This window comes from Bacillus cereus group sp. TH152-1LC (assembly GCF_027710505.1).
GTDB classification, from domain to species: domain Bacteria; phylum Bacillota; class Bacilli; order Bacillales; family Bacillaceae_G; genus Bacillus_A; species Bacillus_A mobilis.
In genome coordinates this window covers 57,513-72,184 of record NZ_JAQFNK010000007.1, presented here as the reverse complement: position 1 = coordinate 72,184, position 14,672 = coordinate 57,513, and the positions used below count along the sequence as shown (strand labels likewise).

Genomic DNA, 14,672 nt, shown 5'->3' with positions numbered 1-14,672 from the left:
CACGCATCCTATAAAATGCGTAAAAACCCTTATATATCACATGTAAACCATATTTCATAAAAATCAATCCACCCTTGTGAATTAATCATTATATTTTGTACTTTTTCGTGAGAAGTTACTTGTTGTTTGTTGCGGTATAAAGGAATAATATGAATTTGACGTAACAAAGTGTTCTCAATATCGCGTAATAATGTAACTCTTTTTTCTACTCGTTCTTGTTTAAAATACGGGGACAACGTTTTATGAAAGTTCATGCAGCTTTGCCCATGAATAAAGCTATTTTTTGTAAGAAACATATATAGCAGACTATCTTCAATACGTTCACTAATAGTTGCACTATCATGCATCATATCAGCCTTTTGTATTGTACTTATTTCCAATAACTCTTCTATTTCAAGAAAATTAGTTTCTACACGAATCCCGTACTTCGCACACTCTTTTTGTATCCATTGTGCATCTTCAACGTGATCTCGTCCTGTAAATGTGTAGAGTTGTAACACTTCATTATGATACGTACTCCTTTTCATTAAACAAGCTATATCTTCTTCAATCTCTACTATGCTTTCATTTGCTAATATTAATTTCTTTGCCACTTCTCCACGTTCACCGCCGAGCTCTTGAACAATTTTATCGCCATGAATAATTTTATATAGCGCCCTTCGAAACAACTCATCTTGCATTGGTCCTTCTTTTATAAGATTGCATGTTACATATGTTACGTTCGATTCAAGCCGAGACAACTCTCTATTAGGATTTTCTTTATCTTTATACTGCGCCTTTACTAATACATCATACGTATTTACATTTTGCTCTACATTCATTAATTCAATTCGGTCAAGAAAAGGTCTTTCACGATAATATAAATCATGCACTTCTAATACAAATAACTGTGCATTCTTCTCACGTAATATAAAAGGACCTGTACCAATGAAGCTTCCTGTTTCATCTTCATGTACGATAGAACACTGTTCTGCGCTTAGCACATGTAAAAACATCCTATTTTCCGTATGTAATTGAATTTCAACAACAAATTCATCCACTGCACGGACACTTTCAACATGTTGTAACATCCATGCGTGTGGGTTGTTTTCTGCTTTCATAAATCGATTCAATGATTGTATAACATGATGTGCAGTAAGTCGTTTTCCATTATGAAGATAAACGCTTTTTCTTAAATAAAATGTCCAAATCTTTTCAGCATCATTATATTTCCAGTGAAAAGCAAGTCTTTGCTCTATACAATTTGTTTCCTCATTTACAAATACAAGTGTATCAAAAATATGTTTAACCATATGACATTCTGAGCGCATTGTTGCGTAAACTGGATCTAAGGCGATGTCCAGGTTCATCTGTACTTGCAAACGAAGTACGTCTTTTCTTCCTTCAGGTGTCCTTTCTATTTGATGACCAAATATGGAATCTACCCAAGCTTTATACTCTTTCTTTACTGATGGAAATTGTGAGCTGTAGCGTTCTACAAATGAGATTCCACTTTTCACATCTCCTTTTTTCGTTAGTTCTTTTCCTCTTTCTAAAATTAGTGGAATTGGTTGCTTTTGAAAGATTAATTTAGAACGATTCCCTCTCCCGCGACCTGGAAACCAAGTAATCCAATGTAACTCTTCTAATTTTTTTATAATTAATTTACTATTACGCTCCGTACAAAATAATGTTTCTGCTATCATTTGTACTGTTACTTCTAATTGCTCTCCTTCTCTTCTACCTTTACCATAGGCACACCATAGTTCAATATATTGATTTAAAATAAACATCATACTCCCCCTAAAAGGTGAAAAATAACCCCTTTTGTTTCTACCCTTTTTCCACCTCTCCTTTCATCTTATCATTTCAATATAGAAAGGAGGAATTAATATTGAACAATCTCATACTACGTTATAATAAACACATTATTATTAGACTGTGCGGCGAATTATTAACCCGAACGACTGAATCTATGTTAGCTCTCATTATGATTATTTACGTAAATAAAATGTTAAACGGTAATATAATACTAACTATGCTCATTTTTGGACTACAACCGCTCTCAGACATTGTATTTACACTTATTGCTGGAGGAGTAACTGATAAATATGGGCGAAAGAAAATTATGTTACTCGGTTTACTACTGCAAGGCGTTGCAATCGGAAGCTTCATTTTTGCTCAATCTGTTTTTATATTTGCATTGTTATACGTCATAAATGGGGTGGGCCGTTCCTTATATATTCCCGCTCAACGTGCACAAATTGCTGATTTAACAAAACAAAAACAGCAAGCAGAAATTTTTGCTCTTTTGCATACGATGGCTGCAATTGGTTCCGTAATTGGTCCAATAATTGGTGCTATCTTTTATCGTACGCACCCTGAATATTTATTTATAATGCAAAGCATTACACTTATGATATATGCAGTCGTTGTTTGGACGCAGCTTCCAGAAACTGCTCCAGTACTTACAACGCCAAAGCAAAAACTTGAATTATCATCTCCAAAACAATTTGTACGCAAACATTACGCCGTTTTAGGACTTATGATCACTACGCTTCCTATTAGCTTTTTTTATGCGCAAACTGAGACAAATTATCGCATTTTCGCCAAAGAAATATTTCCAGATTTCGTATTCATGCTCGCCTTTATTTCAACATGCAAAGCTATTATGGAAATCATTCTGCAAATTTTCCTTGTAAAATGGTCTGAACGATTTTCCATGACGAAAATTATACTCATTTCTTACACCTGCTTTACAATAGCTGCAATTGGCTACGGGTTTTCAGCAACAATCTCGTCACTATTTTTCACATTACTCTTTTTAGTCATTGGGGAAAGTATTGCTTTAAACCATTTACTTCGATTCGTTTCAGAAATCGCTCCTACAGATAAACGTGGATTGTATTTTTCAATTTACGGGTTACATTGGGATATTGCTCGGACGTGCGGCCCTGTACTTGGTGCGGTTTTATTAAGTAAACTAAACGGTAGCATGCTATTTTATATTTGCGCTTGTTTCTTAATAGCCGGAGGCATTATACAAGTACTGTTTATTCATAGTATAGAACGTAATAAAATAAATAAAGACGTTTCAGAGCATACTCATCATATTTTATAAGATGCTTTCTTTACAAAAAAGAAGAATGTCACAAAAGTCTCGAGACTTTTGTGACATCCTTTTTTATTACCCTGCCATTTTATTAATACTATCTTCTGGCGAAAATACCGAAATATGATTTACCTTACCTGTCGATTTTGGAATAATGAATTTCAACTCAAACTGATTGTTTACTTTATATACATATATTTTGTCTTCCCCATTTACTTTAACTGAAGCTGGTTTTCCTAATACTTTCTCTATTTCTTGTAATGTAATTGATTTTAGCTCTGCATGATAGGAGCGTACATCAAAAACTTGTGATCCTTTATTAAAACCGAAAGAAACATTTTTATTTGTAAAAGTTGCGTACATCCCGTTACCTGCTTGTTCCGTTTTATCTGCTTTCCCCCAAGCTTTTTCTATTTCTTCAATATCTCCTGTATGTGCTGCGAACGGAACGTTAGGTACTTTCCCTTCTTTCGCTAGTTCAAATAATTCTTTAACGTGGTTAATTGATTTTTGATTCATTACTGTGTCTTTCGTGCTTGAATCTGTCTTTGGTTTTGTTGATTCTTCATTATTTGATTTTACATTAGGTTCTTTCTTCTCTTCTGCAGAATTATTCTGTTCGCTTTTACTATTTTCCGCTGTTGGGTTTGTTTCCTTTTTTTCATCTGTCCTTTTACATGCTGCTAATGCAAATATGCATGTAAAAGTAAGAAATAACATAGCTATCTTTACATACAATTTCATACATTTCAGCCCCTTATAATAATCTTATTCATTTCGATAACCAATCCATTACACTACTTTTCAAATTGTGTTTGTTCCAAAAAGTAAATGCTTCACTCTCACCCAATGCTTGCACAACATATTCTACAAAAGCTGTTCCTAAAAAATAACCAAGTCGGTTATATCCAAAATATTGTCCGTCAGATAATCGGAACCACTCTTTCTCTTTATCAAGCGTCCATCCTTCTATATAATCTTCCAAAAAACGTTTCTTTATATGTTCTTCATTTTCTATACAATATTGTAACCAACGTTCACCCTCATTGTCATATGAGTAATACACTGATTCATTTAAGCCTTTCAAAATTTGCTTTGATAAATATGTCGCGACACCTTCACGATACAAATTAACCGTCGCATCGGTCCACTCGGCTTCCCCCCAGTCCATTCCATCATTTTGTAACATAACATGATGATATATATGTCCTATTTCGTGAGCGACAATTACACGAAGGTGATTTAAATCTGGAGATAATTTTTCTGCCGCAAAAAATATGTCTCCAATGATTTCCCTTTCTACAAATGCATTAGAGCCAAAAGCTCCAACAAATATATAAAATGTTAATTCTACGTCGAAGCCAAATTGAATGTAATAGTTCACATTAATCTCTTGAATAATTCGTGGTAAATTTTCCGAAACAATATGTATATCTTCTATTTTTTCTGGATACTTTTCAATCGCACTACAAAGACGTTCTTCCGTCTTAGGACAGTGAAATGTAAAGTATTCTTTAAATACTTCTGTGTGCCTTTCATAATATTTATTCAAGTTATGTAATCCTATATCACCGCTCTCCAAAAGTTTCAAAAAGCTTGGGATTATATTGTTAATCATCGTATTCATCTCCTTATATACACCTTCTCTTCTCGGTAATTATATCCTCTATCTTTAACTTAAAATATATTGCCACAACAGCTCCTTGAAACAGAAAAAAACCAGCAGGAAGTGATTATTCTTCTCCTACTGGTTTAACTGAAATTAAATGGTGAATCTTAACTTTTTAAAGGATGTAACAATAATGCTTTTTACAGTTTCAAAATTATTAGCAAATGTATTATCTCCACTTAATGATGAAATGCATGTTAAACCTACAGCTTTAATAAAAGCTTTTACATCTACAAGCATAGAATTAGCCTCCATAAATTTAATTAAAGTCATTATAACAGATGTTTTACAAATGAAACATGAAAGTAATAAATAATGCTATTTAATAAGTAAATTTCTATTATTGATTTATTTAGCTCATAGTACACAAAATCTATGTCATATAAAAAAGCTGTCCAAAAAGGACAGCTTTACATATGTATTTTTACACTTCGATTGACTTACCATCTTCTACAATATGGTAAAGTAAGTGAGCTAAATGATGAATTGGACCATATTCTTCCTCTTCTTCATCTGTTTCACCTTGGAACTCAAGATCATTTAAGTACAGTGCTAAAAATTGATAGTATAGTTTTAAATCAAATCCGTAGCACGCAGTTGGCTCTTCATGATCGCCTTCGTATTGTAACATTAAGTATTGATCATTTCCTTCTGCATCTTCTGCGTCAAAGAATACGAAGAATCCAACGTTTGTATCTAAATCAAATAGATGACGAGTGCCTTTTTCTGTTGCTTTGTTGAAGTCCTCTTCACTTAATTTATGTACTGTTGTCGCTTTAGCATTATCTTCTTGATGGAAATTTACTGTAAATGTTTTCAATGCTGACACCTCCTGATTGTATAATACTAGCATAACATATAAAAAGGACTGCTTACAAATGTAAACAGTCCTTACATTCATTTTCGCATTGCTCGTAATAAGAAGCTTACGATGAAAATCAAAACGATCGCACCGATTAAAGCTGGAATAATTGCATATCCGCCAATGACTGGACCAAAACTACCAAGTAATTTCGAACCAATCCAAGAACCGATAATACCAGCAATAATATTACCAATTACGCCACCTGGTACGTCCTTTCCAGTAATTAAGCTTGCGAACCATCCTAATAAACCACCAACGATTAAAGACCAAATCATATGATAACCTCCTTTATATTTTACCAATCAAATATAATTAGAAACAATTGCTTACCATTAGTTATGTTACATTTTTCATTAGTTATTCATACAGATCAACTATTAGATTATTTCAAAATAATGAACGACCAGTTTTTGACTTGCGATTGATACATTTCATATTTCATATATTAGGGACAATCAGGCTTCAATATGGTCCGCATAAACTCTTCTTTAAAAGCTGAATAGTTAAAACCAACTGCAATTTTTTGAATAGGTCTATTATCAAACGTTGTCGGTTCAGCTATTTTTCTAAAGTCTGCCACACTTTGTCCTCTTGTTACGTCATTTGTCGTACTAATCCAAACTGCAGATTTTTTATATTCAAAAATATCATCATTAATAAAAGAAATGAACGGAAGTAAATCGTGAATCGGACTTCCAGCAATACCCGGGTATTCTTTTTTATAAAAGTTTTCATAATAAAAATCAATCATCGGTTTAATTAGCTTCGCCTGCCCTGTTCCTTCTTTATTAATAATATCCACCATTTCAGGCGTAATGAGGGCTCCTTGCGTTACATTTAACGGATAAATAGTCGCATTCTTTGCGTACTTCATCACAATATTTGCGGCGATTGGATCTCCATAAAAATTAGCTTCTGATACAGGAGTAACGTTACCAGGAAATAAAAAAGCACCGCCCATAACATAATACGAACATACCTTATCCATTACATTTGGATATAATAAAAATAACGTTGCCAATGTTGTTAATCGTCCTGTCGCTACGATAATAATATCTTCTGGACAAGGTTCAATTAATTTAATTAATTCACAAAAATTTTCCCGTTTACAAATCCTCATATCAGGTGGAATAATTGGTCCTAAACCGTGATCCCCATGAATTTCTGGAAAGAACAAAGGCTCTTCAGCCGTCATCGGTCTTGCTGCACCTTCAATGATTTTTACTTCTGTAGCATAGTATCTTTCTAGAAAATACACATTTTCCGTTACAATTTCTCGCGATACATTCCCATATTCAGCAACAATACCTATAATATCTAATTTACATGTTTTATTTGCATAAATTAAGGCCACCGCATCGTCAATACCAAAGTCTCCAAAAAAGATGATTTTCTTATTAACTATCCTCACCCCTCTTCAGCATAATCTACTATTATTATTATGTGAAAAAGACAAGGCTGTGAAACGGTGCAAACTAAAAAAGCCGCCTATTTATTGGCGACTTCAATCTTTTTATAAGATAAATATGCTAGTACACTTTTACTTGAATCGTATTTTGGATTATTTCCTTTTCTCGGTTCTCTCATATGTGTTTTTTCAAATCCAGGAATATCCGGCATGTTCTCCATAAATTCAAGCATTTCTTCTTCAGTTCCTTCAATACGTACGCGAATCATTATTACATTTCCTCAATTCTCATTTTCTCTGTACTAAGTATAACGTACTTTGAAAAGACTGCAAGAAATTTATCTTTTTAATGTCGCACTTTTTTTACATACAAACCGTGCCATTTCAGTATAAAACGATATAATTTTATTATTTTCATATTCAATGTTAAAGAATTCTTGCATTTCATCTGATGTTTTCACCATACATTCTGTTAACTTCACGCGTTTCTGCAAAGGTACATTCATCATATCGCACCACCAGTCAAATTCAAATTTCTTGTCAAAAGTAAGACATGACTGCATTTGCAAACCGTTTTTTTCTAACAAGGTAATCCATTCTGTTTTTTTCAGCGCCCGTTCATGACTCGGATCCCTCTTTTTTTCTATAAAATTATAAAATGTATCAAATTCATTATTTTCCGGTGAAACATTATCTATTAAAATAAACAATCCATTATCTTCTAACGTACGATTTACTTCATATATAAACTGAGATGGATTCATAAAATGATGTGCTGCAATTCGGCACGTAATCGTATCAAAAGAACTATCTGTAAATGGTAAACTTTCAGCGTTTCCAGCGACAAAAGATACATTTTCATGTCCATTACTTATAATAAAATTTTTCGCACTCTCTAACATTTTTTCTGTTAAGTCTAAAGCGACTACTTCTTGAAACAATGGAGCTAATACATTCGCAACATGCCCACCGCCTGTAGCAATGTCAAGAAGACGATTATTATGACGAGACTCAACTTGTTGAACTACATATTGTAAATCCGGTCCTTTAGCATGAATTTTACTTTTCACATACTTTTCCGCATTATTACCAAACTGCTGTTTCACAAGCTCTTCTTTACTCATTTTATCATCTTCTTTCTATTGTTATTTACATATAGAGTTCATGTAATAATTAAAATTCTCTTTATGTATTTTCAAATCCTCTTTTCAGCTCACTTCTTATCATGCTGCCCTATCATCAACATAATATAGATTTTACGTTTTTATTATTAAACCAAAAAAGGCTACGGGAACTTGTCCCCTAACCTCACTTACTATCTATTACATTTTTACTTTTTTATATACATCTATATAATATAAATTCTCTTTCAACTTTATAATAACGTCTACTTCGTTATAAGTAGCCTCACGAGCATGTAAACCAAATTGATCCATGCCAATCCATATCCATCCAGGTGTATGAAATAAAACATCTACATTAAAATAATCTAATTTAGTAAGCTCCGATTTAATAAATTTATCTTTATTAGCGATTTGTTTATCTATCAAACCGTATTCTTTTCCATTTTCCAATAGCGATATAATTTTCCCTACAATTGGATGTTCACGAACAATAAAGTGATATTCCTTTTCCTCCACATTCGCCACAATCAAACGAGAATCAGATAAATCAGACCCTAAATTCGACATCATTATTTATTCACCTCCTTTATGAGTTTCACAAACATAATAACAAATGAATATTCAAATAAAATTAATATAATGTAAAAAATAAAAAAGCTGACTCCCTTTTAGAAATCAGCCTTTATATTTTGATCATCTTTATACTTTTACAAACGATTATAATGTCTCTTTTTCCTCATCATTTCCGGAAACTAAATTCCCAATAGCATCTGCCGTTACTTCAACTACAAATTCACAAATACCTGCCACTACTTCTCCAATTACTTCATCCATCTTTTTACCCCCTTATTTTATGTAACTTATTTGTAGTATAAAAGAGAGTGATTATTTTTAACTATCGGAAAACATGACAACAACATTACAGTTTTGTAAGCTTTTTCAATTTGTTTAGCTTCTATCCTTTGAAACTCGAAGTATGAGTAACAAGCATATAGGTCATCATAATAGTATATAAATTCAAATATGCTAAAGGGGGCGTGTAAAATATATTACGTAAAATTAATTAAAGGTCAATCTTTCTATGCTTTTGATCATCGTTTCTTTATGTCTGAAGAAGAAGAGGTTTCCGAGAAAGTTTATAATTACTTACGTCGCAATGAGTTTTTCGAAGTGCGTAAAGAAGAATATTCTGCTTAACTACAAAAAGCATCAAGAAAAATATCACATAATTGTGATATTTTCTTGATGCTTTCATTTGTTCTCCCTCTTTTCAACAATTGTGCTCATTCTCTTAATACATACTATTATTTGTCCAATCTATTTCATCGTAAATTTCATATTTTAGTATATAAGGAGGTGACGAGTATGACTCATATCATTGATTACCAGGCTACTCAACCTATAAGTAAAACTGGTGAAACTACTTTTGCAATCCCAGCTTCTCCAAATAAAGCAATTCTAGCAAATTTGAAATTGAGAATTTCAAGTAGAGATTCTCATAATAACCGAGTAGAATTAATCGCTACAGTTGGTGTAGAAGGGATAACTGAGATTTCACAAATTTTATTCCGAATTTTCCGTGATAACATTGAAATTTTTAATACATAAGTAGGTATTGAATCTACAGATTCTGAACAATTCTATGCTCAAACATTTCAAGCTATAGATCAAAACGTTGGAAGTGGAACACACCAATATTCATTAACTGTAGAAAACCTAACTAGTGGCGCAAGTGCAGAAGTTATTGGTCCTCTATCTTTTAGCGCATTAGCTATTGGACAAGAACGTAAATGCTGCTAAACAATCTAAAATTTAATTTTGTACTTGAGAAAAGCGAGACGTAGTATGTACGTTCTTGCTTTTTTATTTTGTTCAAATTTATCCTTACTTTCAATAGACACTTCATCACATTTCTTTTACATTTTCATTGCTTATTTCATCAACTAATAAATCATCTTTTCGACAAATCAAAAAAATTGAAATCCACTCATGAAACACGTAATATAGACTCTGACTCTAAAAAAGTTCGTTATAAATTACACATAAAATAAGGAGGTTTTATATACGAGTTTTTCATTTTAAAAGACGGAGAGGTTTTACATTATGTGGCGTAATAAAAATGTTTGGATTGTGTTAATTGGGGAGTTTATTGCTGGTCTAGGGTTATGGCTTGGTATTCTTGGCAACCTTGAATTTATGCAAAAATATGTCCCTTCTGATTTCATGAAATCAGTTATATTATTTATCGGATTATTAGCAGGTGTTCTAGTGGGCCCTATGGCAGGTCGTGTCATTGATCAGTATGAAAAGAAAAAAGTTCTTCTTTATGCTGGATTCGGTCGTGTTATTAGTGTTATCTTTATGTTTTTCGCAATCCAATTTGAAAGTATCGCCTTTATGATTGCATTTATGGTTGCTCTTCAAATTTCGGCAGCATTTTATTTCCCTGCATTACAATCTGTAATCCCACTTATCGTACGTGAGCATGAGTTGTTACAGATGAACGGTGTACATATGAATGTAGGTACAATCGCTCGTATTGCAGGTACTTCACTAGGTGGAATTCTTTTAGTTGTGATGAGTTTACAGTATATGTATGCCTTCTCAATGGCAGCGTACGCTTTATTATTCCTCTCAACTTTCTTCCTACAATTCGAGGATAAGAAATCAACAACACCAAATAAACAAGCTGCAAAAGATAATAGCTTTATGGAAGTCTTTCGCATTTTAAAAGGAATTCCTATTGCTTTTACAGCACTTATATTAAGTATTATCCCTCTATTATTTATAGCCGGATTTAATTTAATGGTAATTAACATTAGTGAAATGCAACATGATCCAACGATTAAAGGATTTATATATACAATTGAAGGTGTCGCATTTATGTTAGGTGCCTTCGTTATTAAACGTTTATCTGACCATTTCAAACCTGAAAAATTATTATATTTCTTCGCAGTTTGTACCGCTTTTGCACACCTTTCCTTGTTCTTTAGCGATATAAAATGGATGTCACTTACATCATTTGGTTTGTTTGGTTTTAGTGTCGGTTGCTTCTTCCCTATTATGTCGACAATTTTCCAAACGAAAGTGGAAAAAAGCTATCATGGCCGCCTCTTCTCATTCCGTAATATGTTTGAGAGAGTTATGTTCCAAATCGTTTTACTCGGTACGGGTTTCTTCTTAGATACGATTGGACTGCAATATATGGTACTCATTTTCGGTGTTATTTCATTATTAATTATTTTCATATCGCTCTCTAAACAGAAACAATATGAAAAACAACCTTCGCAATCTGCAAATTTATAACTTAAGAAAAGAAGCATGGATCATTTAGATTAATCCATGCTTCTTTGTTATATATAATCTTATTTATTACGTTTACTGAAATGATTTAAAGGAGTACACCATTTTGCTTTCTAATATAATATATAAATGAGGTATATAGGAGGCGCAGAATGTCTAATGGCATCCAGTTATTGATTATCCTTTTGGTTATATTCGTTATGTTTAGCATCATAAACTTTTTAGCAATTTCCCTATCTCAACATAGCTTTAAAAGGAGAGTTGTGGCAGGCTTCATATTTTTACTGCTAACACCTATTATTTTTTCGACAACAACTGCACTCACTTCTACATTCGATAACGCTGGTTTTGGAGCAATTAACCTATCCTCTTCTATTATAAACGTGTATATTTTAAACGGTATTGTCATCCTTTTTTCCGCATCATTTATCCTCAAAAAACAAAATATAAGATAGCACACTATGCATGAATCTGGATTACGTTAGATTCATGCCTTTTTATTTTAAAAACCTCCCCTTTCCCCAATTTTTATGTGAAATTAAATAATTCTTTATAAAAATTTAAACTTTATTTATTACAATATCCCTATCGTATTCGCACGTTTATTGAAAACGAAATGAAAGGAGCACAAAATGAAAAAGATTTTATTGATTATTCCTATATTCATCGTTCTACTTAGCGGATGTAGCAATAATGACATATACGGTTCTTGGGAAGTCATTGATAACAAAAACGGTCTCTGTCCTACATCTTATAAATTTGAAACAGTTGTAAAAGAAGAAAAGAAAGAAAAAATTGTGCAAAACTTAGTGGAAATGCAAACAACGAAGAAAAAAGAAGATTTATACAAAGGTTCCTTTGTAAAGGATTCTAATGTGTATCGCATTGATTATGGTAACTCATTTACATCAGATCAAACTTTACAAATTGTCGATGGAAAATTAAACGTATACTTTTATGCAGTTGAAAAATTATGTACATATAAGAAGAAATGATTACACTTCATTTAAAACGTAGAAAATATTTTCTGCGTTTTTTCTGTTTTACAAAACTTACTTAAAAACATTTCCCTCTTTTAAATCTTTAAATTTAAATGTAATATTATATAATAACAATATTTATAATGTGAGGTGCTTTTTTTGAGAAGTTTAAGTTCATTAATTGTATCAACAATCTGTTCCATTATCCTAATCCTATGGAGTGCACTTACATTTTATGAAAGATTCACGACAGGAAATTCATACTATTGGCTTAGTGGTATATTAGGCCTCGTTTTCGTGTTCTTTTTTATCCAAAATATGCGGGATATACTTAATAAAAACTATAAAACATCCTAAACCGCATAGAAAGATATAATAAACAGTTCAGCTAACCGATCTACCTTATTTACAGTGCCCTTTCAAAATAGACTAATCCTCCCTCCAAATTTGTCAATCGTTTTAATTTTCATAAAAAAATGATAAAATGTAACCATGTGTTTTCAGAATAATTAAAAACGCAGAAAGAAAACACTGTTTTTAGGAGGGGTTTTGATGACTTACACGTTAGCAACTAGAATGAAAGCATTCCAATCTTCTATATTTAGTGAATTAGGGGCTTATAAAAAAGAAAAAATTGCAGCAGGTCACAAAATGATTGATTTAAGTATTGGGAATCCTGATATGCCACCAGCTGACTTCGTAAGAGAAGAACTGGTACATACAGCAAGTAAAAAAGAAAGCTACGGATACACATTAAGTGGTATTCAAGAATTTCACGAATCCGTAACTGAATATTATAACAACACTCATAACGTTATTTTAAATGCCGATAAAGAAGTTTTATTATTAATGGGTTCACAAGACGGACTCGTTCATTTACCTATGGTTTATGCAAATCCGGAAGATATTATATTAGTTCCTGATCCAGGATATACAGCTTATGAAACAGGTATTCAAATGGCTGGTGCAACATCTTATTACATGCCATTAAAGAAAGAGAATGAATTTTTACCTAACTTAGAACTAATTCCTGAAGAAATTGCCGATAAAGCAAAGATGATGATTTTAAACTTCCCAGGGAATCCAGTTCCAGCAATGGCTCATGAAGATTTCTTTAAAGAAGTAATCGCATTCGCGAAAAAGCATAACATTATTGTTGTCCATGATTTTGCTTATGCTGAATTTTATTTTGATGGTAATAAGCCAATTAGCTTCCTCTCTGTACCTGGGGCTAAAGAAGTTGGCGTAGAAATCAACTCTTTGTCAAAAAGTTATAGTTTAGCAGGTAGCCGTATTGGTTATATGATTGGTAATGAAGAAATTGTTCGTGCACTTACGCAATTTAAATCAAATACAGATTACGGTGTGTTTTTACCAATTCAAAAAGCAGCATCAGCTGCACTAAGAAATGGCGCTTCGTTTTGCGAGAAAAATCGCGGTATTTATCAAGAACTTAGAGATACTTTAGTTGATGGATTCCGAACATTTGGTTGGAATGTTGATAAACCAGCTGGTAGTATGTTCGTCTGGGCCGAAATTCCGAAAGGCTGGACTTCTATAGATTTTGCTTATGCGTTAATGGATCGTGCGAATGTCGTTGTTACACCAGGTCATGCATTTGGACCTCACGGAGAAGGCTTTGTACGTATTGCACTCGTTCAAGATAAAGATGTGTTACAACAAGTTGTTGAAAACATTAGAAATAGTGGTATTTTTTCTCTTGAAAAAGTAAATGAATTAGTTAAAAATTAATGATAACTCCCCTGCTTAACCGTAGCAGGGGTATTATTTATTGGAGGTACTTTCATATGCACATAAAAGACACTCTTCCTCATCGTTATCCATTTTTAATGATTGATAAAGTAACAAATGTAAAACATGGTGAATCCGTTACGGGATATAAACACATTACAAATAATGAATGGTTTATAAATGATAGTCAAAAACATATGCCTCATATGCTAATTGTAGAAGCACTTGCTCAGCTTAGTGCATTTGTACATCCAAATGACTCTGAAGGTCTTGGCTTCCTCTCCTCATTAGATGGGGTCGAATTTCACGCAAAAGCATATCCCGGTGATAAACTTGATTTACATTATGAGCTAACTCGCAATCGTCGAGGTTTTATTCTCGGTAAAGGTACTGCAACTGTTAATAATCAGCCGATTGTAACTGTGGAAAAGCTATTAATATATCAAGCAGATTAGAGACGATTTAATCCGTGGGGTATCT

General features: G+C 32.7%; 17 protein-coding genes and 1 pseudogene. 8 read left to right on the top strand and 10 right to left on the bottom strand.

The annotated features are described in order from the left end of the window. Positions 1-29: 29 nt before the first annotated feature. Entirely contained in the window at positions 30-1,772 is a 1,743-nt protein-coding gene (locus PDL00_RS17540; RefSeq protein WP_270730449.1) for an SgrR family transcriptional regulator, read from the bottom strand. A gap of 101 nt (positions 1,773-1,873) precedes the next feature. Between PDL00_RS17540 and PDL00_RS17535 the strand changes: the two genes are divergently transcribed. Then, positions 1,874-3,100: an MDR family MFS transporter gene (locus PDL00_RS17535; protein WP_242256830.1), complete on the top strand. Its 1,227-nt coding sequence runs from the start codon at positions 1,874-1,876 to the stop codon at positions 3,098-3,100. A gap of 66 nt (positions 3,101-3,166) precedes the next feature. Here the strand turns inward: PDL00_RS17535 and PDL00_RS17530 are convergent, their stop codons facing one another. The 9 genes from PDL00_RS17530 to PDL00_RS17490 all read right to left on the bottom strand — a co-directional run bounded on the left by PDL00_RS17530 (position 3,167) and on the right by PDL00_RS17490 (position 8,724). Further along, positions 3,167-3,835, bottom strand: coding sequence for a YjgB family protein (locus tag PDL00_RS17530; RefSeq protein WP_242256832.1), 669 nt, complete (start codon positions 3,833-3,835; stop codon positions 3,167-3,169). A gap of 28 nt (positions 3,836-3,863) precedes the next feature. Then, positions 3,864-4,709, bottom strand: coding sequence for an aminopeptidase (locus PDL00_RS17525; RefSeq protein WP_270730447.1), 846 nt, complete (start codon positions 4,707-4,709; stop codon positions 3,864-3,866). Positions 4,710-4,853: 144 nt separating this feature from the next. Beyond that, positions 4,854-5,000: a chorismate mutase gene (locus PDL00_RS17520; RefSeq protein ID WP_270730445.1), complete on the bottom strand. Its 147-nt coding sequence runs from the start codon at positions 4,998-5,000 to the stop codon at positions 4,854-4,856. Between the two features lie 184 nt (positions 5,001-5,184). Next, the gene (locus PDL00_RS17515; RefSeq protein WP_000847587.1) at positions 5,185-5,580 is read right to left on the bottom strand and encodes a hypothetical protein; all 396 of its coding nucleotides are present in this window, start codon (positions 5,578-5,580) and stop codon (positions 5,185-5,187) included. Between the two features lie 77 nt (positions 5,581-5,657). Further along, positions 5,658-5,900 (bottom strand): GlsB/YeaQ/YmgE family stress response membrane protein, encoded by a 243-nt coding sequence (locus tag PDL00_RS17510; RefSeq protein ID WP_137053678.1) that lies wholly within the window; start codon positions 5,898-5,900, stop codon positions 5,658-5,660. A gap of 170 nt (positions 5,901-6,070) precedes the next feature. Continuing rightward, positions 6,071-7,036 carry a nucleoside hydrolase gene (locus PDL00_RS17505; RefSeq protein ID WP_242256838.1) on the bottom strand — a complete coding sequence of 322 codons (966 nt, stop codon included), beginning with the start codon at positions 7,034-7,036 and terminating at the stop codon, positions 6,071-6,073. A gap of 77 nt (positions 7,037-7,113) precedes the next feature. Next, positions 7,114-7,302, bottom strand: a complete 189-nt coding sequence (locus PDL00_RS17500) for a DUF3970 family protein (RefSeq protein ID WP_097820362.1) — start codon at positions 7,300-7,302, stop codon at positions 7,114-7,116. A 69-nt stretch (positions 7,303-7,371) separates the two neighbouring features. Next, positions 7,372-8,157 carry a class I SAM-dependent methyltransferase gene (locus PDL00_RS17495; RefSeq protein ID WP_270730440.1) on the bottom strand — a complete coding sequence of 262 codons (786 nt, stop codon included), beginning with the start codon at positions 8,155-8,157 and terminating at the stop codon, positions 7,372-7,374. A gap of 198 nt (positions 8,158-8,355) precedes the next feature. Then, entirely contained in the window at positions 8,356-8,724 is a 369-nt protein-coding gene (locus tag PDL00_RS17490) for a hypothetical protein (RefSeq protein ID WP_242256868.1), read from the bottom strand. A gap of 477 nt (positions 8,725-9,201) precedes the next feature. On the opposite strand from PDL00_RS17490, the gene PDL00_RS17485 reads away from it, so the two are divergent. The 7 genes and pseudogenes from PDL00_RS17485 (at position 9,202) to PDL00_RS17450 (ending at position 14,647) form a co-directional block, all read left to right on the top strand. Beyond that, positions 9,202-9,354, top strand: a complete 153-nt coding sequence (locus tag PDL00_RS17485) for a YqbF domain-containing protein (RefSeq protein ID WP_242256869.1) — start codon at positions 9,202-9,204, stop codon at positions 9,352-9,354. A gap of 168 nt (positions 9,355-9,522) precedes the next feature. Further along, positions 9,523-9,957: pseudogene (gene exsC / locus PDL00_RS17480) on the top strand (exosporium protein ExsC). A 303-nt stretch (positions 9,958-10,260) separates the two neighbouring features. Then, the gene (locus tag PDL00_RS17475; RefSeq protein ID WP_242256841.1) at positions 10,261-11,463 is read left to right on the top strand and encodes an MFS transporter; all 1,203 of its coding nucleotides are present in this window, start codon (positions 10,261-10,263) and stop codon (positions 11,461-11,463) included. A 149-nt stretch (positions 11,464-11,612) separates the two neighbouring features. After that, positions 11,613-11,915, top strand: coding sequence for a hypothetical protein (locus PDL00_RS17470; protein ID WP_270730437.1), 303 nt, complete (start codon positions 11,613-11,615; stop codon positions 11,913-11,915). Positions 11,916-12,092: 177 nt separating this feature from the next. Further along, positions 12,093-12,455, top strand: a complete 363-nt coding sequence (locus PDL00_RS17465) for a hypothetical protein (RefSeq protein WP_242256846.1) — start codon at positions 12,093-12,095, stop codon at positions 12,453-12,455. Positions 12,456-12,992: 537 nt separating this feature from the next. Further along, positions 12,993-14,192, top strand: coding sequence for an LL-diaminopimelate aminotransferase (locus PDL00_RS17455; RefSeq protein ID WP_270730436.1), 1,200 nt, complete (start codon positions 12,993-12,995; stop codon positions 14,190-14,192). 56 nt (positions 14,193-14,248) lie between these two features. Continuing rightward, positions 14,249-14,647, top strand: coding sequence for a 3-hydroxyacyl-ACP dehydratase FabZ family protein (locus PDL00_RS17450; RefSeq protein ID WP_242256860.1), 399 nt, complete (start codon positions 14,249-14,251; stop codon positions 14,645-14,647). The last annotated feature ends 25 nt before the right edge of the window (positions 14,648-14,672 follow it).